14 protein-coding genes are annotated in these 20,990 nt (G+C 60.3%); 11 read left to right on the top strand and 3 right to left on the bottom strand.

Features of this window, described 5'->3' with window-relative positions:
- Positions 1 to 99 precede the first annotated feature (99 nt).
- Positions 100 to 1,134 carry a LacI family DNA-binding transcriptional regulator gene (locus tag FHT82_RS18680; RefSeq protein WP_183734054.1) on the top strand — a complete coding sequence of 345 codons (1,035 nt, stop codon included), beginning with the start codon at positions 100 to 102 and terminating at the stop codon, positions 1,132 to 1,134.
- Here the strand turns inward: FHT82_RS18680 and FHT82_RS18685 are convergent.
- Together FHT82_RS18685 and FHT82_RS18690 are read right to left on the bottom strand one after the other, a co-directional pair.
- Positions 1,122 to 2,075, bottom strand: coding sequence for an alpha/beta hydrolase (locus FHT82_RS18685; protein ID WP_183734057.1), 954 nt, complete (start codon positions 2,073 to 2,075; stop codon positions 1,122 to 1,124). The two genes, FHT82_RS18680 and FHT82_RS18685, sit on opposite strands and share 13 nt — an antisense overlap.
- Before the next feature lie 9 nt (positions 2,076 to 2,084).
- Positions 2,085 to 3,233: a Gfo/Idh/MocA family oxidoreductase gene (locus FHT82_RS18690; RefSeq protein ID WP_183734061.1), complete on the bottom strand. Its 1,149-nt coding sequence runs from the start codon at positions 3,231 to 3,233 to the stop codon at positions 2,085 to 2,087.
- A gap of 252 nt (positions 3,234 to 3,485) precedes the next feature.
- Between FHT82_RS18690 and FHT82_RS18695 the strand changes: the two genes are divergently transcribed.
- The 6 genes from FHT82_RS18695 to FHT82_RS18720 are packed head-to-tail and all read left to right on the top strand — an operon-like array spanning position 3,486 to position 8,705.
- Positions 3,486 to 4,307: a sugar phosphate isomerase/epimerase gene (locus FHT82_RS18695; protein ID WP_183734064.1), complete on the top strand. Its 822-nt coding sequence runs from the start codon at positions 3,486 to 3,488 to the stop codon at positions 4,305 to 4,307.
- Between the two features lie 10 nt (positions 4,308 to 4,317).
- On the top strand, positions 4,318 to 5,394 hold the full coding sequence (locus FHT82_RS18700; RefSeq protein ID WP_183734067.1) for a Gfo/Idh/MocA family oxidoreductase: 1,077 nt from the start codon (positions 4,318 to 4,320) through the stop codon (positions 5,392 to 5,394).
- Complete coding sequence (locus tag FHT82_RS18705) at positions 5,394 to 6,215, top strand: sugar phosphate isomerase/epimerase (protein ID WP_183734069.1); 822 nt, start codon at positions 5,394 to 5,396, stop codon at positions 6,213 to 6,215. The genes FHT82_RS18700 and FHT82_RS18705 overlap by 1 nt, the downstream gene beginning before the upstream one ends.
- Entirely contained in the window at positions 6,212 to 7,045 is an 834-nt protein-coding gene (locus FHT82_RS18710; protein ID WP_183734072.1) for an alpha/beta hydrolase, read from the top strand. Before FHT82_RS18705 ends, FHT82_RS18710 begins: the two co-directional genes overlap by 4 nt.
- Complete coding sequence (locus FHT82_RS18715) at positions 7,042 to 7,761, top strand: ribulose-phosphate 3-epimerase (protein ID WP_183734075.1); 720 nt, start codon at positions 7,042 to 7,044, stop codon at positions 7,759 to 7,761. Before FHT82_RS18710 ends, FHT82_RS18715 begins: the two co-directional genes overlap by 4 nt.
- Entirely contained in the window at positions 7,761 to 8,705 is a 945-nt protein-coding gene (locus FHT82_RS18720) for an ROK family protein (RefSeq protein WP_183734078.1), read from the top strand. The genes FHT82_RS18715 and FHT82_RS18720 overlap by 1 nt, the downstream gene beginning before the upstream one ends.
- Positions 8,706 to 8,811: 106 nt before the next feature.
- On the opposite strand, the gene FHT82_RS18725 is transcribed toward FHT82_RS18720, so the two are convergent.
- The gene (locus tag FHT82_RS18725) at positions 8,812 to 10,548 is read right to left on the bottom strand and encodes a ShlB/FhaC/HecB family hemolysin secretion/activation protein (protein WP_183734081.1); all 1,737 of its coding nucleotides are present in this window, start codon (positions 10,546 to 10,548) and stop codon (positions 8,812 to 8,814) included.
- A 433-nt stretch (positions 10,549 to 10,981) separates the two neighbouring features.
- Between FHT82_RS18725 and FHT82_RS18730 the strand changes: the two genes are divergently transcribed.
- The 4 genes from FHT82_RS18730 (at position 10,982) to FHT82_RS18745 (ending at position 20,990) form a co-directional block, all read left to right on the top strand.
- Entirely contained in the window at positions 10,982 to 18,385 is a 7,404-nt protein-coding gene (locus FHT82_RS18730; protein WP_183734084.1) for a hemagglutinin repeat-containing protein, read from the top strand.
- The gene (locus tag FHT82_RS18735; RefSeq protein ID WP_210276807.1) at positions 18,366 to 18,728 is read left to right on the top strand and encodes a hypothetical protein; all 363 of its coding nucleotides are present in this window, start codon (positions 18,366 to 18,368) and stop codon (positions 18,726 to 18,728) included. Before FHT82_RS18730 ends, FHT82_RS18735 begins: the two co-directional genes overlap by 20 nt.
- Before the next feature lie 111 nt (positions 18,729 to 18,839).
- Positions 18,840 to 19,157 carry a hypothetical protein gene (locus FHT82_RS18740; RefSeq protein WP_183734089.1) on the top strand — a complete coding sequence of 106 codons (318 nt, stop codon included), beginning with the start codon at positions 18,840 to 18,842 and terminating at the stop codon, positions 19,155 to 19,157.
- Between the two features lie 150 nt (positions 19,158 to 19,307).
- A complete protein-coding gene (locus tag FHT82_RS18745) occupies positions 19,308 to 20,990 on the top strand; it encodes an Hsp70 family protein (RefSeq protein WP_183734092.1) in 1,683 nt (560 codons plus the stop codon).

Below are 20,990 nucleotides of genomic sequence, written 5' to 3' on the forward strand. Positions count from 1 at the left end.
TGTCAGGCTACAAACGCAATTCGAAAGCCCCCACACTGATCGCCTTTGCGATATCGGCTGACGCAGACGATCCTCGGCGCAGTGCAACCAGAATTGCCAATGGCCAAGATGACGATCAAAACCATGGACGATTTCGCCCGGTCCTGTGGCGTTTCCCGTCCAACGCTTTCGAGATATTTCGATGACCCGAACAGCGTAAAGCCGGTGACGCGTAAACGTATCGAGGAGGCGCTATCGGCATCGGATTACCGTCCTAATCTCTATGCGCGCAACCTCAATCGCAAGAGGACACGCAACATCGGCATTCTCGTGCCTGTCATCACAGATCCATTCTATGCCGAAATGGTCAACCGTCTGGAATTGCTCGTCCGTGGTGAAGGTTACTGGCCAATCGTCATTTCGTCCCACGGCCTGCCGGATCTTGAAGCCGAGGCTGTGAACACGCTTCTGTCCTTGAAGGCTGCCGGCGCGATCATCGCGCCTCTGGGGCTTTCTTCCGAGCCTGGCATCTTCGAAAAACTCCGGGAGAGCATTCCCATCGTCTATTTCGATACGTTCATCGAAGGCGACACTCCCTTCATTGGCAATAACAACGCTCAAAGCGTTGCGACCATTGTCGACTATCTCTGCCGATCGGGGGAGCCGCCTGCATATTTCGACATTCCGCATGTCAATCACAATTCCGGGGAGCGGCTGGCAAGTTATATCGCCACGATGGAATCGCTCGGTTTCGAACCGGTCGTGTTTGGCGCCACAGAGAGCTATGGCTGGGATTTCGAACGTATGGGATATGAGCAGACCGACGCAATGATCGCGGCCGGTACGCTTCCGGGCAGGACGATCCTCTGTGCGAACGATCGCCTCGCCTTCGGCGCGATGGCAGCCGCCCATTCGCGCGGCCTTCGCGTCGGCCGCAGGAGCGATAGCGATCTCCGCATCGCCGCCCATGACGACCACCCCCTCAGCCGCTATACCTGCCCGCCATTAACGACGATGGCGCAAGACTTCACAGCCATGGCACGCAGCAGCGTCGACACACTGCTTTCGATGCTGGACGAAGACGATGACACCAAGCAGGTCGTTGCACGAAAAATCATCTTCGACGGTACATTGGTAATGCGTCAGTCGGCGTGATCGACGAGGCTGCGCCATCCGGCAACCGCCTCTTCCACCGCCCGCCGCGCCGCCGCAATGTGCCGCCCCATGGAAACGAAGCCATGGATCTGATCCGGCCAGCGCCGCAGGATTACAGGGACACCCGCCTCGGCAAGCCGGCGGGCATAGGCCTCGCCTTCGTCTGCGAGGATATCCTGGCCCGCAATCGCGACGAAGGCTGGCGGCACACCCGCGACATTTCCGACGCGCAGGGGAGAGACGCGCCAGTCACCGATATCAGCCGCATCGCGGACGTAATGATTCCGGAACCAGCGCATCGTCGATGCAGTCAAACCGTATCCTTCTGAAAATCTGGCATAGCTGTCGGCCGTCTGTCGGGCATCGGTGTTGGGATAGAGCAGAAGTTGCGCCGAGATTTTCCGGGCAACGCCATCCCGCGCGAGAAGTGAAAGGACAGCGGCCAGATTGCCGCCGGCACTATCGCCGGCAACCGCTATCCGATCTGGATCGATACCGAACGCGCTTGCCTGCTCCACCACATAGGCAAGAGCTGATACGCAGTCTTCCAGGCCGGCCGGGAACTTGTGCTCGGGCGCCAGCCGATAGTCCGGGCAAAATACGATGCAGGCGCCGATATTTGCAAACCACCGGCAGATCTCGTCATGGGATTCAAGCGTGCCGACGACCCAGCCGCCGCCGTGAAGATAGAGAAGTGCCGGCGCATCCGCGTCCGAAGCGCCCACGCCCCGATAGATCCTGACCGAGATCGGGCCGCCCGTCCCGGCAATTGTTCTGTCCTCGACGGCCGCGACGGGCTCGCGATCGCCCTGCAATGTCGGACAACCCACATCATAAGCAGCGCGCGCCTCGTTTACTGTCCCCCGCTCAAAGGGTGGCTCGTTCGCGGCGCGGCCGAGCGCCAGGACATGCGCGGCGCCGGGATCCAATCGATCTTTCATCGCTTCACCTCAAGCAAGCAGGCTGTGGGCTTCATCTTCGCCGAGCAGCGGCGGTTGTGCGACTGTGCCCGCAATGGCAACCGCGCTCCTCGCCTCGCTGGATGCCAGGGTCGCTTCCATGATCTCGAGAACATGAAGCGCCAAATCGCCGGAGGCGCGCGGCGCCCTGCCCTCGCCAAGCGCGCGGACGAGATCGGCAACGCCCAGCATGCGATAGTTGGCGCGGTCGGGAGCGCTATACGGCCAATTCAGGGCGCCATACAACTCGCCCTCGCTTTCGAAATTCTTCCATTCGGCGCCGCGCTCGGAAAGCGAGACCGTTCCGCCGAATGTATCGGGATCAGGCAGGCGCAACGAACCTTCCGTACCGTGCAACTCGATCGGATGATTGGAATGCCGGAAGACATCCCACGACGCACCGAAATTCACCGTTGCGCCCGATTGAAACTCGAGAAGCGAGAGCACGTTCGTCGGCGTGCCCACTTTGAACGCCGTGTTCTTGAAGGGGCCATCAGCCGTTATCAGCCGTTCTTCCTGACCTTTCGTCGCCATCGCCATGACGCTTTTCACCGGGCCGAGCAGATTGACCAGCATCGTCAGATAATAGGGACCCATGTCGAACATCGGCCCGCCACCGGGTTGATAGTAGAATTGCGGATTGGGATGCCAATGCTCCATGCCGCGGCCGAACATGAAGGCGGTGCCGCTGACCGGGCGACCGATCGCACCTGCATCCATCAAGCCTCGGGCACGCCGGCCGGCGGCGCCGAGGAATGTATCGGGAGCCGAACCCAACAGGAGACCGCGACCTCCAGCTTCCGCCACGAGCTTGCGGCCCTCGGCGGCCGACGTCGCGAGCGGCTTTTCGGTGAAGACGTGCTTGCCCGCGGAAAGCGCCGACATCGTCACATCAAAATGGACGGCAGGGATCGTAAGGTTCAGGACAAGATCGACTTCGGGGTCTGCCAAGAGCGCATCGACCTCCATTGCCCGGATGCCGTATTGCTTCGCCCTCAGCGCCGACATGTCGGATGAGATGTCGGCACAGGCCCTCAATTCGACTCCGGCAAACAGGGCGGCGTTACGCAGGTAGGTCATCGAGATATTGCCGCAGCCGATCACGCCGATACCCAGCCTGGTTCCCGAATATGCTTTCATAAACTGGCCTCCCCGCCAATTTCAGATATTTCGCCCATCATTGATGGGCATCGCTGACGCGACAATCGCTATAGAACATTTTATTTCTTGACGCGCGATAAATTTTTATAAACCATGCGGAAATAGCAATCCGACCATCACACGCAGCTCGCCAGGAGACGTCGCCGCTTCATCATCATGCCAAAGGCGCGGTCATACCGGTCCAGCGGCATATCAACGAAGGCCTGCGCAGGTCGAAGTCAAGGAATGGGCATGAGTATCAAAGACCTGAAAGTCGGCTGCCAGACATTCACCTGGGAAATGCTCGGGAAAAACTGGAATGGCGGTCCGGACGATCTGCTGGAAGCCATTGCGGAGGGCGGCTACGCGGGAATCGAGATTACCGACACGATGATCGGCCGCTACGCGGATAGCCCCGACGATTTCACCGCGAGCCTGAAAAAACATGGCCTGACGCTCGTGTCTTTTGCGATGGGCTCCAAAAGCGGCTTCACTGTCAGGCAAGAGATCGACAACGACCTCAGGACCACGCAGCGCTGGATCGATTTCGCGGCCGCCTTTTCCGGCGCCCTCGTTTCGATCGGCTCGGCGACGGTTGTCTCCGAAGGACCGCGGGAGGCGAAATTCGAAATCGCCGCGGAATTCTACAATCGGGCCGGCGAACTGGGCAAAGCTTCTGGCGTGGATATCGCCGTGCATCCGAGCTCGCACCACAATACGCTGCTGTTCGACCGTGCCGATTATGACAGGATCTTCTCGCTTATCGACAAGAACCTCGTCGGCTGGGTGCCGGATACCGGCCATATCCTGCGCGGCCACGACGATATTCTGGATACGCTGCGAACCTATCAGGACCGTATCCGCTATCTGCACCTCAAGGACGTCGATGCAGAGGGCAAATGGGCCATGCTTGGCAAAGGGGTCTGCGATACGCCCGCCGTGATCGACATCGTCGCTGCCGCGCCGCGCTTCAATGGCTGGCTGGTCCTGGAAGAGGAATCGGACACGGCCGCCGCCGATCCCGTGGCGGCCGTCCGGGCGAACCGTGAAACGATGCGCCGCTACGGCGCCTGAGGGAAAAGTCATGATCCGTAAAGAAGACCGTCGGCTGCGTGTGGGCGTGCTCGGCTGCGGCCCAATCGCACAGTTCGCCCATCTCGAATCCTGCGTGAAAGCCAAAAATGCCGACCTCTACGCCATCTGTGATGCGGCACCCGACCTGCTTGCGCGCATGGGTGCGACATACGAACCACAGAAGATGTACGCCGATTATGACACGATGCTTGCCGATCCCGAGCTCGAAGCCGTCATCATCGCCACGTCGGACGCCTATCACGTGCCGATGTCGGTCAAGGCGCTCGATGCCGGAAAGCATGTGCTCTGCGAGAAGCCGACCGGTGTGACGATTGAGGAGGGCCAGGCGCTCGCCGACGCCGTCAGACGCTCTGGTAAGGTGCTGCAGGTCGGCCACATGAAGCGGTTCGACCCGGCACTGGAGGCTGCCCGGGATTTCGTCCGTGACGATATCGGCGAGATTTTCGCACTGAAGGCATGGTACTGCGACTCCACCCACCGCTACACCAACACCGACGCGGTCCAGCCGCTGCCGATCACCAGCAAGTTCGCCAGAAAACCCTCCGGAAATCCCAAGGCTGACCTGCGCCAGTATTTCATGCTGGCGCATGGCTCGCATCTCGTCGATACCGCCCGTTTCCTGTGTGGTGAGCTCGTCGCGGTGCGAGCCCGCCTTCTCGAGCGTGCCGGCGCCTATTGCTGGTTCGTGGAAACCGAATTCGTCAATGGCGCGCTCGGTCATCTCGATCTGACGGTGGCCGTCCGCATGGACTGGCATGAGGGCTTCCAGCTCTATGGCGAAAACGGTTCGGTAATCGCTAAGACCTTCAATCCCTGGTACCTCAGGGCAAGTGAAGTCGAGATCTTCCACGAAAAGGACGCGACCACACGCAAGCCACTAGGCGCCGACGGGCACTTCTTCCGCCGGCAACTGGAAGGGCTTGCCGATACCGTGCTGAACGGAGCGCCCATGCGCGGCGCCGATATAGAAGACGGCATCGCCTCCATCCGCGCCATGGTCGCCATCGCCCGCTCGGTCGAAACGGGCGAACGTGTCGAACTCGCAACCGTCACGGGGTCCGTCTGATGCAGCTTGGCATCTTCGCAAAGACCTTCCCCGGCACCGATCCCCGGCAAGTGCTCTCGGCCGTGCGTGACAGCGGATTTGCGACGACACAGTTCAATCTCGCCTGCGTCGGCCTGCCGTCGATGCCGGATACAGTGGCGCCGGAAACGATCGCAGCGATCCGGGCGGCATCCAAGGAGAACGGCGTTTCGCTCGCGGCACTTTCGGGCACCTATAACATGGCTCATCCGGACAAATCCGTGCGGGAAAGAGGGCTCAGACAGCTTGGCGTGGTGATCGAAACGGCAGCGGCCTTGCAGATTCCGCTGGTGACGCTCTGCACCGGCAGCCGCCATGCCCAAGACCAATGGATGTATCATCCGGATAACGCGCTTCCGTCCGCCTGGGCCGATATGGCGGCCGAAATGGAAAAAGCGCTGGAACTCGCCGAGCGGCACGACATCGATCTCGGCATCGAGCCGGAACAGGCAAACATCGTCACCTCCGCCGCCGATGCGGTGCGGCTGATCGAAGAGATGGGGTCGAGGCGCCTGCGCATCGTGCTTGATCCGGCAAACCTCTTCGAGCAGGCGACACCGGCCGAAGTGTCCGACATCGTCGACAAGGCAATCGATGTCTCGACCGGGTACGTGGCGATGGCCCATGCGAAGGACCGCCATGCCGACGGTCGCTTCGCGACAGCAGGTCAAGGTATCGTCGATTTCCCTGCCTTCATCGACGGCCTGCGCGTGACCGGTTTCGACGGTGCGCTCGTCACGCACGGTCTTACGGCAGAAGAAGCACCCGCCGTCGCCAGATTTCTTTCGGATCTGATCCGATGAAGACGCGCATCGCCTTCAAACGAGACGATGCCGACCTTTCAGTCTACGACTGCGGGACAGGCAAAGCCTTGCTCTTTCAACACGGGCTCGGCGGCAATGAGGCGCAGGTCGCGCAGGTTATCCCCGAGGGGCTCGACTGGCGGCGGATCACGACCGAGTGCCGCGGGCATGGCAGCTCGACGCTCGGCACGCGGCACCCCTTCTCGATTGCGATGTTTGCAGCCGACGTCATCGCCGCTGCGGACGAAAAAGGAGTAGACCGGTTCATCGCCGGCGGCGTCTCGATGGGCGCTGCCATCGCGCTGCATCTGGCCAAAACATATCCCGAGCGGGTCATGGGCCTCCTCCTGGTGCGACCGGCCTGGTCGTTTGCCCGCGCCCCAGACAATCTCGCGCCGATCCGCGAGATCGCGGCATTGCTTCGATCTCATTCGCCTGCCGACGGCCAGGCACTTTTTGCCGGATCGGCGACGGCTGAACGTCTGCGGATGGACGCGCCAGACAATCTCGCGTCCCTGCTTGGTTATTTCGAACGCCCGGATGCGCCTGATTTCGCAGACGTCCTGTGCGACATCGCCTCGGATGGAACCGGCGTTTTGCAAGAGGACGCGGCAAAGCTTTCTGTTCCCGCTCTCGTCCTCGGCAACCGGCAGGATGCCATTCACCCTCTCGCCGTCGCACAGGTGATAGCTGACACACTTCCAAATGCGCATTTCCTCGAAGTCCCTGCGAAGGCGGCGGATGCCGAAGCGCATTTCGCCGCGGTCCGAGCGGTGCTCCAGCAATTCCTCACCACAGAATTCAAACATCGGAGCGTCGCTCAGCCATGACATCGAAACCTCTCTCGGGCGGCGCCATCGCCGCATTGCCCCGGCACAGGCTGCTCGGCGAGTTTTCGCTCTGGTCCGCAGATCTTGCCAATATGGAGCGCGACCTTCACCGCATCGAACCCTATGTCGATCTCCACCATATCGACGTTGCCGACGCGCGCTTTACGCCCGGCTTCCTGTTCTTTCCCGATTTCGTCGCCCGCATCGCCAAGCTGACGGCAAAGCCGATCCACGTGCATCTGATGGTCGAGGCCGAGATTGTCGAGGAGCAGACGCGCCAGTTCATCGAGGCGGGCGCCGGTCTCGTCAGCGTTCATGCCGAGAACGGCGAAGCCGGCCTGCGCGCGGTGGCACTCGCAAAGGAGCTCGGGGCCGAAGCCGGCGTCGTTCTGCGGCTGGAAACTCCGATCACCGAGGCAGAACCGTTCCTTGCCGATGTCGCCTTCTTCACGCTGCTCGGGACCTCGATCGGCGTCAAGGGACAAAGCCTTTCGGACAAAGCCTGCGACCGGCTGCGCGAAGCGCGGTCGCTGATGAAGCGTGTCGGACGCGAACAGGAGATTGTTCTTGCGGCAGACGGCGGCATCCGTGAACAGACGGTTCCACTGTTGCGGGCAGCAGGCGCCGAGACGGTCGTGCTCGGATCGTTGGCGTTCGGTGACAAGGATCTGCCGGGCCGTATCGCCTGGCTGCATGCTTTGGAGACCCAGCCCTGATGAGCAGGATTGCGCTTGCATTCGATCTGGGTGGAACGGAGTTGCGCGCAGCACTGGTCGGCGACGGCGGCAAATTGCTGGCCTTCGCGTCCGTGCCAACGCTCGCCAGGGATGGACCGAATGCGGTCATCGAGCAGATCGCGATGCTTGCGGAAAAAATCTGCTCGGACGTTCCCGACGCCAGGCCGCTCGGCATTGGCATCGGAGCGCCCGGCCCGCTCGATCCGGTCGCTGGCATTCTCACCGCACCGCCGACCCTCTCAGGCTGGCGTGAAGTGCCGCTTGCGCGCCTTCTTCAGGACCGCCTGAACCTGCCGGTGCGGCTGGAGAACGATGCGAACGCCGCCGCTCTCGGCGAATGGCGTTTCGGCGCCGGCCGCGGCGCGGCCTCGCTTGTGTTCGTCACCGTATCTACCGGCATCGGCGGCGGGGTGATCTCCGATGGCCGGATCGTGCATGGGCGCCGCGGGCTCGCAGGCGAAATCGGCCATATGACCATTACGAGCGAGAGCGAACGATGCCTTTGCGGGGCGGTGGGCTGCTTCGAGGCGGTGGCGTCGGGCACTGCACTCGGCCGGCGTGCGACGGCTCTTACAAAACCCGGCGACGGTTCGGCGCTGCGAACGCTGTCCCACGATGGCGAGGTGACCGGTCGACACGTTGTCGAGGCGGCGCGCGCCGGCGACGAAACGGCACTTGGGCTGATGGACCAGGAAGCCCGCTGGCTGGGCATCGGCTTTACCAATCTGCTCCATCTCTATTCGCCCGACATGATCGTCATGGGCGGGGGAATTTCCCACGGATACGATCTCCTTCGGCCAACGATTGAGGCTACCATTCATGAGCGAGTGATGCCCGCTTATCGCGACGTGCCCGTGGTGCCGGCACAACTCGGGAACCATGCTGGATTGATAGGCGCCGCAAGCCTGATTTTTTCAATTTAGATATGTCAGAAAACTGCCGTTTGCCGTCATGAATTGCATTCGCTATCGCTCATGCCCTCGCGCGTGAGCGCAGCTGAACCTCGAAACGTTGGCCCGATCTGGTCATTCAGAACTGCAGCGAGGCGCTCACGAAAAACAGATCCCACATGTTGGTATCGGCGGTGCTTTTGAAGACGTGGGAATATCCAAGGTCGGCGCTGACCGTCCCGCCCGAAAGCCGGCTTCCAACTGTCCAGCTGGCAATGTCACCGCTTTCAATGCCGAAACGCGCTTGCCCGAACACATGGCCGTAATCGATGCCGGCATAGGGACGCAACTCGCCCAGTCTGTCGGCGAGCATCGTATTGCCTGCCCATGGCTGCGTGCGCCAGACGATTTCGTTGCGCGTGAAGACACCGTTATTGCCGAAAAGCACGCTGTCGCGCGTGCCGCGCACATTGCTGTAGCCGCCAAGTGAAAGCTGCTCGGCCCCGAACAGATTATCCGGCGAATACTGTCCATTGATTATCGTCGCGACTTGCAGCTGCTGACCGGAAATCTCGAACGGCGTCGTGACATTGACTGTTGCGGAAAACTTGGAGAATTCCGGATCGGCCTCGGCGGCTGCAGGCTCACCACGCTGAACTGCGTCGAACAGATCGAGGCCCTGGCTGTAGCCGAGATCGAAGACCCAGACCCCGCCCAGCATGCGGCGGGAATGAGAGATACCGAGACTGCCGACCGTATATTGACGGCTGCCGACCTCGATGCGGCTTCCCATGAGAAAATTGTCGGTCTGCTTGTAATTGAGCGCCGCATTCAGCGTCGTGATGGAATTCTTGTCGCGCAGCAACACCCGATCGAGGCTGACGCCGAATTGGCCTGAATCACCCGAGGTCTCGATATCGGCGAAGTTACCTGGGATTTTGCTGTCATAGTGATACCAAGATCCGTTCAGCCCCAGCGTCCAATAGCCGTAGGGCACGCTGAACGCGCCGGAAATGCTGTTGCTTCGGCCCACCCCGTCGTTCGGCCAGGGATAATCCGGCCCTGTATGCTGATAGGAAAGCGAGATGAGGTCGTTCAGGTCGAAGAGGTTGTCCATGCCGAACGACAGCGAGCTTTGGGAATAACCCGTCGAAGCCTGGCCGAGATTGTTGTTTGCGACCGAGAAATGCCATGGCTTGTCCGGCTTGTTCTCGACGTTGAGGATCGACTCGCCTGGCTGCCTGCCCGGCAACATCGCCGTCTTTGCGTTGTTGGAGGATAGCCGGTTGATCTGGTCGAGACCTTGCTCGACATCGCGAATATTGACCGGCCTGCCGCGCATGCCGGGAAAGGCCGTTGCAAGAAGACCGCTCGAGGCGGCCGCCTTACCATTCAGATAAATATCCGAAAGCGATCCCTCCGCTGCGACAAGACGCAATGTCTTCGTTGCGGCGATGTCCTGCTCGGGAACATAGAAGCGTGAGGTTATGTAACCCTTGTCCACATAGAGAAAGGTCAAGCCCTTGAGCAGGGCGTTGATATCGGCAAGGCCGATGCAGCTGTTTTTATAGCGTTCGAGAACTGGCGCGAGCGCTGCCTGCGGCAGCAGCGTCACGCCCTCCACCTCGACATGTGTAATGCCGAAGCACGGTCCTTTTTCCTTAACGACCTGCGGCGGCGCCTCTGCCTCGGAACCACCGGGCGTGGCAGCCTGGAGGGCATTGAGCCGCTGTGCTCGTTTCAGGTCGGTTTGCCTGCGCATGAACTCATCTGCGGGCGATCTCGCTGGTTCGGCCGATTGCGCAAAAGCTTTGGCCGCCGCAAGGCTTGCCATGGCAAAAACCGCAAGCCACGACTTCAGGGGAATGCTTCGCATGATACGCTCTATGTCCTGGACGGTTCGCCTGATAACGCAACCTCATGCTTCACCGTCTTATCTTCGCAAATGCCCGACACGCTCGTCAGGCGAGCAATGTCTGCCTCATGGCAGATCTCGTAGAGATTGAATCTTTCGCCAGACTGGATGTCATCTCAACAAAAGGTTGCTCGCGCTTCCTGTGGTCGGGCCTCGCCGCGAACCTGGCACCGCTAACAGAATTATCATATTGATTTATCTACGTGATTCTTTCTTCGGCGAAAAATCCGATTTGGTATTGTCTGAAATCCTCGGCATCCCATTAAGTAAATCATCACCTTAAGATTGAGCAATATTCCAATACACGTTGACTCTCGCCGCCAGGTTGTCGCATTGCCTGATTTCCCGCTTGCTGCGCTGCAACCGGGTTGTCGGTAGCAGAGGTTGTGACAGCATGGGCAAGTTCGGGTCGCTTGTTTCCGTTCGGGGCGGAATTCCTGCCCGATACACCGAGCACAAAGAGCGATGCGCCCCTTCCGGTCTGGCCCGCAAGGCAGTTGCGACGTTTCTCAGCGCCCTGCTTCTGTTTCAGCCGGCCTTGCTGCAGGCCCAGCAGGTAACGCCGGATGCGGCAGCACCGGCCGCAAATCGCCCTGATATCGGGACGGCACCAAACGGCATTCCCTTAGTCGATATCGTGACGCCAAACAGCGCCGGTCTCTCCCACAATAAATACGGCGACTTCAATGTCGGAACGCCCGGTCTGATATTGAACAATTACAATGCCGAGATCGGCACGTCCAAACTCGGCGGCGTCACGCCAGGCAATCCGAACCTGCGGGGCGGCGGCCCGGCTTCGGTCATCCTGAATGAAGTCACCAGCAACAGGCGAAGCGCACTGGAAGGGCCGGTCGAAATATTCGGCGGCCGGGCCGATGTCATCATCGCCAATCCGAACGGCATCACCTGCGACGGTTGCGGCTTCATCAACACACCGCACGCCATGCTGACGACGGGCACCCCGGATATCGGCGCCGATGGACGGCTGAACGGCTTCACGGTCAGGAATGGGGATGTCACCTTCGGCTCGAATGGCGCGAACTTCGCATCCGGCGACGGTACGGTCGACCTCTTCGACGTCATATCCCGCACCGTAAAGATCGATGGCCCGGTCTACGGCAAGGACCTGCGTCTGACGGGAGGCCAAAGCAAGTTCGACTACGCCACCGGCGAGGCAGCAGCCCTCGACGCGGCATCGGGAACACCCGAATACGCAATCGACGGCTCGGCGCTCGGCGCCATGCAGGCCGGCCGCATCAAGATGGTCGTCACGGAAAAAGGCGCAGGCGTCCGCATGCGCAGCGACATGGCGGCCAATACAGGGGAGCTTTCGCTGTCGGCGGACGGCAAAATTTCGATCGGCAACGCGTCGGGCAACCAAGGCGTCAGCCTCGCCTCCAAGCGCAGCGTGACAGCCGGCCGGTTGACCTCGAAGAAGACGGTGTCGGTCAAGGCGGGCAAGGATGTCAGCCTGGCATCCGTCGGAGCCGAAGGCGATATCTTCATCGATGGCGGGGCAGGTCTGGTCGATGTCAGCGGCATGCTTGCCGGCAATGGCGCCCTCAGTGTCCTGGCCGATGGCAACCTTGCCCTGACCGAGACGGCAGCGGCGGGACCAATGTCGCTGTCGTCAGGGGCTGGCACCATCGCCATCACCGGCACGGCGCAGTCGGGCGCGGCCCTGTCGGCCACGGCCGCCTCCGGCGCGATCACAGCCGGCACCTTGCTTTCGCAGGGCGATATAGCTCTGCTCGCCGGTCTTGATCTTGGGCTTTCGGGCGGCGTTCTTGCCGGCGGCAATTTGCAGGCCTCCGCCGGCGGCAATATCCGCTATGGCAGCCTGGAGGCAAACGAGGCCATATCGCTGTCGTCGCTGTCAGGTGTCATCAGCCTCGACAAACGCACGGCCGCAGGCGGCGACATCACGATCAATGAACGACATGTCGATCTCTCCGGCAACCGGAGCGGGCTTGCCACCTCGGGCACGCTGCATATCGATGCCGAAAGCGCCAATCTCTCCGGCAGCCAGCTGACGTTCGGCGGAATCGATCTTACGTCTTCCGGGGCAGCCGATCTGACCGGAACGCGGCTCAATGCGGTGACCTCCAGCAGTACTGCCAGCGGTATCAGCGGCTCCGGCGATATCGCCATTGCCGCTGGCAACCTTGCCACCAGCGGCGCCACCAATCTGCTGGCCGCCCACGATTTGACGCTGTCCCTGGCGCAATTGACCAATGCCGGACAGCTTGCCGCTGGCAACGATCTCACCATCAACGTCTCCGGCAACCTTGCCAACACCGCCACCGGGCTGGTCTATGCCGACAATGACGCGGCATTGTTCGTCGGCGGCGTGCTTGCCAACGATCAGGGCGCTGTTATCGCCGGTCGTGATCTTAAGATTGCCGGCAACGCCGGTGAAGCGCGCAACGCTGCCATCATCAACCGGTCCGGCCTGATCACAGCAGACCGTAACATTGCGATAACAACCGCAAATCTGCGCAACGAAAAGCTTGTCGCTCCCACTGTCACAAGCCAGCTGATTTCCAGCGCGCCCGTCACCGCCTATGACAGTCTCAAGGGAAGTCTCTGCAATACCTGCTCTCCCAGCGGCGGTGTCGAATACAACGGCACGGTCTACATCGTCCAGGATGCCGATCACCACGTCTACCGGAATGTCACCGAGGACCGGGTTTCCTCTTACGGAAGTCCGGCGGCGCTGATCAAGGCCGGCGACATACTCTCGATCAATACTGTCGATCTCACCAACGCCTATAGCGCCATCGAGGCCGGCACGGGCATGACGGTGACCGGCACCGGCACCTTGACCAATCTCGGCCTGCAGTTGCAGCGCACGGTTTTGATGACCTGTGACCAGGCAGCAGGCTGCCAGTACTATCCCGCCTTCGTCTCCCAGGAGTGGCACGAGCGGATGACCGGCGATACCGGCGGCAACGGCGACGGCTATCTGGTCACGACGTACTCGCTCAATCCGTTCGGCACGCGCGATCCCTCGAAGGATCTCTTCCCCGGCAGCACGGTGGAAAGTGTGACGGCGATCGGCGGTGTTCCAGCGACGATCAAGTCAGGGGGAACGCTCGGCATCAGCGGCTTTGCCGCCGTCAACAATACCGCCCTTGCCGGAACGATCGCCGACCATGTCGCCGTTGCCTCGCCTGCGCCCTCCAGCAATCCGACCGCATTGCTGGCTGGCATGACGGCGAGCGGGGCTCTGTTCACGCTTGGCGCCGTTGCAGCCCCGCAATCCGGCGGCTTTGGCGGCACCATCCCCGGCCAGGCGTTTCTGTTCGAGACCCGTGCGGCCTTCCTCGACGTGTCGAAATTCTACGGCTCCAGCTACTTCCTGAACCGCATCGGCTACAAGCCGGATAGCGAGATCCTGTTCCTCGGCGACGCCTATTTCGAGAACCAGTATGTCGAGCAGCAGCTGAGACAGGTGACCGGCTCCGGCTTTGCCGGCGATGATACGGTCACCCAGATAAAGCGTTTGCTCGACAACGGGGCCGACTATCTCGGAGCGCATCAGCATGCACTCGGCGAGCCGCTGACGGCAGACGAGATCGCCGGCCTCACCCAATCCATCGTCGTCTACGAATGGCAGGTGGTGGACGGCAAGAGCGTGCTCGCCCCGGTGCTGCACCTTGCCCCTGGCGACAAGGAGCGGCTTGCCTCGGCCGGTGCTGTCATCGCCGGCAAGGACGTCACCATCGATGCCGGCGTGCTTGCCACTTCCGGAATGGTTGCCTCGAACGGCAATCTTGCCGTCTCCGGCACGTCGATCGCGGCCACCGGCGGGAGCTTCAAAGCGGGCGGCAACGCCAGCCTTGCTGCCGACAACGTCTCTGTTGTCAACGGCTCGGTCTCCACAGGCGGCAATCTCTCGATCAACGGCAATGACGCCATTCTCGTCGCCGGCTCGAAAGTGGCGGCCGGCGGCAATCTCGCTCTGAACTCGAACGGCGACATCAACATCTCCGCGACGGGCGAGACGACGACCAGGACGAAGCGCGACCGGCGCAGCACCACAACCACCGTCGAGACGACGGCGACCGGCTCCGAGATCACCGCCGGCGGTTCGATTACCGCCGAGGCCGGCGGCAACCTCAATGTCATCGGCAGCACGCTTTCAGCCGACGGAACGCTCGGCCTCAAGGCGGCCGGCGACGTGACGATCGCCGAAGCCGTCGAGACCACCACGACCGACTACAGCTACAAGAAGAAGGGCGGCCTGTTCGGCGGCGGCAAGAAGACGACCAGCCATGCCGAGACCCAGACGCTGGTCGGATCGTCGGTCAGCGGCGGCAAGGGCGTCGCGATCACCTCCGGCGGCGACACCGTCATCTCCGCCTCGAAGGTGACGGCCGGCGATGACACCAACAAGGCCGATATCAATGTGACTGCCGGCGGTGATCTGCTGATCGCCTCCGGCAGGGACACGAACGAGTTCGAACAGGCTTCCTCGAGCAAGGGTTTTCTGTCCAAGAAAAGCTCGACGCTCCACAGCTATGACGAAGCAACGGTCGCCTCCGCGCTCTCCGCATCCGGCAACGTCAATCTCAACGCCACCGGAAACGCCGTCATCGCGGGCTCGAAGGTGACAGCGGGCGATGCGATCAGCGTTGCTGCCGACAGCGTCTCCGTCATCGGCGCCGAGGAACAGCACCAGCTCGAAAGCAGCAAGAAGAAATCCGGCCTGTTCGCCGGTTCCGGCAGCGGCTTCATCTCGCTCTGGGGCAAGGAACAGAAGGACAGGAGCCAGGCCTCCGAATTCAACGTCGCCTCGGTGCTTTCGGCTGGGACGAATGTGACGCTCAAGGCGCGCGAGACCGACGTCAATGTCATCGGCTCCAGCGTCGAGGCCGGCCAGGACATCACCCTCGACGCCGCCCGCGACGTCAATGTCACGCCGGGTGCCGAAAGCGCCTCGCAGTCGAAGGAGGACAAGCGCTCCGGCTTCGGCATCGCCTTCTCGGCCGGCAACGGCAGCGCGTCGATCGGCATCGGCTACGGCAAATCGGTCGACAAGACCGCGCAATCCGCCGAGACCAACGCGATGTCCACATTGTCGGCCGGACGCGACGTCATCGTCACCGCTGGCCGTGACGCCAATTTTCAGGCGGCGCGGGTCGAGGCTGATTCGACGGTCGACATTCTGGCACAGCGCGACGTCAATCTTCTGTCGGCGCAGAACAAGACCAACTATGCCACCATGCATGAAGAACTGTTCGCCGGCGTGAAGGCGACAGTGTCGTCGAGCGTGGTAGGGGCCGCGCAGGACGTGGTGAGCGCCGCGAAGAACATCGGCGAGGGCAGTTCGAGCCAATCGATCGCAATGGGCGCGATTGCCGCCATCAACGGCTATTATGCCTATGATGCGCTGAGCAAAGCAAAGCCAGGCGACCTCCTGAAGAACGGCCCGCTTCTCTCCACGTCACTCTCGCTCGGGTTCGACTACCAGAAGAGTAGTTCTCAAGGGTCGGCCTCGACGCCGGTTCCAACCACGATCAATGCCGGCGACACGGTTGTGATCGAGGCTGCTACCGGCGACATCAACGCCGTCGGCGCGCAGATCGGCGCGGGATATAAGGCAGATGGCACGCTATCGGGCGGGGGCGGCGATATTTCCCTCATCGCCGGCGACGAGATCAATCTGACGAGCGCGCAGGCGACGACGCAGAACTCCAGCAAGAATGTCTCGGGCGGCGTCAGTATCGATCTGGCTAATCAGGGCGTCAGCTTCAACTTCGGCCAGGGCAAGGCCAATGGTTCGACGCTCACCAACCTCAACACCCATTTGGACGGCATCGGCGGCGTCTATCTGCAGTCAGGCGGCGACACGAGCCTTCGCGGCGCGACGGTCACCGGAGAGACTGTCATTGCCGATGTCGGCGGCGATCTCAACATCCAAAGCCAGCTCGATACCGCCTCGCAAAAAGCCAGGCAGTTCAATGTCAATGGCAACGTCGGTGCGGCGCCGACCGGCGGCGTCGCGGGTGGCATCTCCGGCTCCTACCAGACAGCCAAGGGGGATATGGCGATCGTCTCCGAGCAGTCCGGCATCCACGCCGGCAAGGGTGGCTTCGACATAGATGTCGAGGGCAAGACGAAGCTCGAAGGCGGCCTGATCACCAGCAGGGCGGGATCCGGAAACAACCGCCTCGAAACCGGCACGCTGGAATTTACCGACATCGACATGCATTCGAGGTGGAAGGCGGAAACCTTCGGCGGCGGCATCTCCGGTGCCGGCCCCCTCCTTTCGCCGCACCAGAAGGAAGGCGAGAGCGAGACGGGCAAGGCGCTCTCCGCCATCTCGCCCGGCGGGATCATCATCACCGACCCTGCCCACCAGCAGCAGAACATCGACGGGCTGCGTCGCGACACGACGGACACCAACACCTCGCTGCCCGGCATTCCCGACCTGCAGAAGAAGCTTTCCGAACAGCTGAAGACGCAGCAGCTTTATGACGCTGCGGCGGCACGCGCCGCCAAGCTGATCGGCGACAAGGCCGGCGAGCTGGCGCAGGCGGCATTGGAAAAGGGCGAAGCGGGCAAGGCGGAATACGAGTTCTGGAAGGAGGGCGGTCCCGGCCGCGCGGCGCTGCATGCCATCGCCGGCGGCCTTCTCGGTGGCGTCACCGACTGGCAGGGCGTGCTCGCCGGCGCGCTCGGCGGGGGAACCTCCTCGTTGCTCGGGCCGAAGGTGCGCGAACTGGTCGCCGACTTCGTCAGTCAGTCGGGCCTGACCGGCTCGGCCGCCGAGTTCATGATCAACACCGTCACCAGCTCCATCCTTGCCGGCATCGGCGGCGTCGCAGGATCAACAGGTGCGGCTTATGCGGGGAATGTTTATCAGTACAATTACCTGATGCATGTCGAGCGGGAGGAGTTTGATAAAGCCCGGGCCGATTGCACCAACGGTGATCAAAAAGCTTGCAAAACCGCAGACGAATTGCGGACACGCTCAGATGAAAGAGATGAGAAACTCGATCAATGCAAGGGTGATTATAGTATCGCCTGCCAGAAAGCGCGTGCCGAATTGCGCTATGCTGCTGCCGAATACATGGAGCTTGCCCGGCAAGGAAAGGTAGACCCTACAAGTCCCCTTTACTACAGCGAGCGTCATATGGTCTTTGTCGGCGCTGCGACGTATGCCGATGAAAAGGATACCTATACCCTTCCTCAAGATATGCTCGATAAGCTAAGCGATCCGCAAGCAATTCTGATTGCAACCGGCTCACCGAAGCAGGTGCAAGATGCGCTCAAAGGACCTGTGGCTCTTGGGATAACAGCTGCGGCGGCGTTAATCGAAGGTGGATCAAGGCCGAGAGGGACTGTAAAGTCGACCGATAAGGGTGAAGGCGTCGGCGCGTCCATTAAGACACTGGAAGAACTGATTGAAGGCGGACGGACCCGCTCCGCAAATTGGGCCAATAGCCAGTTTCCCGATGGATATTCGCCGCCATACACTCCGGGTACGTTCGTCAGAGAATTTGTATCGGATGGAAATCAGATGTTTGTCCGCGTAGTTTCGGGCAATCGCCCTGGCGGACAATGGATTATGCGTCAATCCGATATTGAGGGACTCACACCTCAACAGATAGCAGATAAATTCGCGCTTCCCGAAATTCCGACTGGTGTTACATCCATACAGCCGCCAGCTGGTATAAGGATAAGAACCGGTGAGGTTAATCCGAACTTTGGTCGTCCAGGTGGCGGTACTCAGTTCCAACTCTTAGATCGTGTTGATGATGGATGGGCTGATGTTAAACCTCTCAGATAAGCTCATAAATGAACTAAATAGCTTTGTTCCACACGCACGGTTAGAGCTGCCAAACGGAACTGTTGATCTTTATTCCTCTGATATGGGGGATAAGCTTCTTGATGCCGGTTTTCTAAACTTTGTTGTGCGGAATGCATCCAGTGTGCAAGGATATCCGCTCACCGAGTTTGAGGTTACAAAATTGACTGTCATCGGACAAGAAAACCTTAAGAAGCCGAACGCAAGCTATATAATGTATGTATGGATTGAAGAAGAGAGGTTATGTGCACAGCACTGGGATGGATTTATTTCATATTTCGACCTAAAAACTTTTGCGTTTCTGGAGCAAAAATTTATTAAGTAAAAAAGCAGATGTTTTATCCAAAGCACTATGGAAAATCTTAAGCGTTTAATTTTATACAAAGAGAGACGATACTCAAATCGATTACCAACTTCTCCGAGTATTGAGGACAACATGAATGCCATGCCCAGCGCGCTTGCTGAAGAAGTTGCTGCCTACCTCAGACGCGGATTGATTCTCATCGAGTTTATAAGCCCAACGCCAGATCCGTACTGCCATGATGACCTCGTCAGAAATGTTGCGTTATCAGATGGTGTATATGTTTGGGATGGCGTGTTATTAAATTGGGTGGAGAAATATAAAGTACGAATGCCGGAAGAATTCGTGAAGCATTTCTACGCTTCTAAGGCCCGACCACTGCCCGTCGATAACTCAGATTCACCAAGATTGCTTGCCGCTTTCAACATTTCTGATCCGATTATGGCAACGTAACGAGATGTTATACACGGATGAGATTTACGCGGAAATTTCAATTTAGCGAATCCTGGCCTTAGTAATCCTGCAACAGCCGGTCCCGCAGCCACCACGCAGCGACCCATTCGCCCGTGTCTTCGCACTTCTTTTTTTAAGTCAGGGGTTTTAATGGCAATTGTCGGTATTGATCTCGGCACGTCGAACTCGGTGGCGTCCGTCTGGACGGAGAAGGGTGCGGAGCTGGTCACAAACGCCCTCGGTGAGAGCTTGACGCCATCCGCAGTGAGTATTGCCGATGATGGGGTCGTGTTGGTCGGCCGTGCTGCGGCCGATCGCCTGATCTCGCATCCGGAGCGGTCGGTCGCTTCCTTCAAACGCTGGATGGGCAGCACCAACACCGCGAAACTGGCCGGCAGGACCTGGCGCGCCGAAGAGCTGTCGGCGCTGGTCTTGAAGACGCTCAAACAGGACGTCGAGGCCAGGCTGGGCGAGGAAATCGCCGAGGCGGTGATTTCCGTCCCGGCCTATTTTAACGACCCGCAGCGCAAAGCCACGCTGGACGCGGCAAGGCTGGCGGGCCTCAAGGTCGATCGCCTGATCAACGAGCCGACGGCGGCGGCACTTGCGCATGGCCTGGAGGCTGAAGGCGAAGGACGTTTTCTGATCCTCGATCTCGGAGGCGGAACGTTCGACGTTTCTCTTCTGCACAAATACGAGAGCGTCATGGAGATCCGGGCGTCGGCGGGGGACTCGATGCTCGGCGGCGATGATTTTCGCGACATAATCGTGGAGATCCTGATCAAGCGTCATGAATTGAACGCAACGACGCTCGCCCCCGTTGAGCGGGCACGGTTGCTGCACGAAGCCGAAACGCTCAAATTCAACCTCACCGAGCGGTCGGACGCGGCATACGATTTTGCGCTGGGTCAGACAAAGTGCGTGGGAGAACTGACCCGAACCGCATTCGAAGAGGCGGCGGTGCCTCTTGTCAAACGGATGCGTGCACCCATCGAAAGCGCCATTCGCGATGCGCGCATAGATCCCGGCAAGATAGACCAGATCGTGCTCGTCGGAGGCGCCACGAGAATGCCGCTCGTGCGCAACTTGGTCACCCGGTTGTTCGGCCGCTTTCCACTCGTGCATGCACGACCCGATCATGCCATTGCTCTCGGGGCGGCTGTACAGGTCGGCTTGAAACATCGCCATGGCGCACTCGATGAAATCATCATGACCGATGTCTGTCCCTTTACGTTGGGGACGGCAGTGGTGGACAGACGGGCGCCGGACGGCGCAGTGCTGTCGCCGATCATCGAACGCAATGCGGTCGTTCCCATCAGCCGGGAAGGATTTTACTGCACGGTAGACAACGGCCAGAGGCACATCGATATCGCCGTATTGCAAGGCGAGAACATGCGCCCGTCCCAGAACGTCCTGATAGGTACGATCCGGGTTCCTGTTCCACCGGGTCCCGCTGGGAGAGAGAGCGTCGCCGTGCGCTTTACATATGACATCAATGGGGCGCTCGAGGTGGAGATCAAGGTAACCTCGACCGGTCATATGGAGCGCAAGGTTTTTCGTAACCAATCGAATCTCAGTGACGAAGAGCTCGATAAAAGCTTCGCGGCTTTGGCCTCGATCAAGCTGGCGCCGCGCGACCAGCAGGAGAACCGGTCGTTGATCGCACGAGCGGAGCGACTCTATGCCGAGGCGCTGGGTCTCAGACGCGAACACATCGGCCAGCTCCTGCTCGAATTCGAGACGGCGCTGAACGATCGGTCGAACTTCGACCCTGACGAGCTGCGTTTGAAATTTGCAGACGCGTTAACGCAGTTTGAGCACTCCGTTTTCTGA

Source organism: Rhizobium sp. BK275 (assembly GCF_014193555.1).
Classification (GTDB): Bacteria; Pseudomonadota; Alphaproteobacteria; order Rhizobiales; family Rhizobiaceae; genus Rhizobium.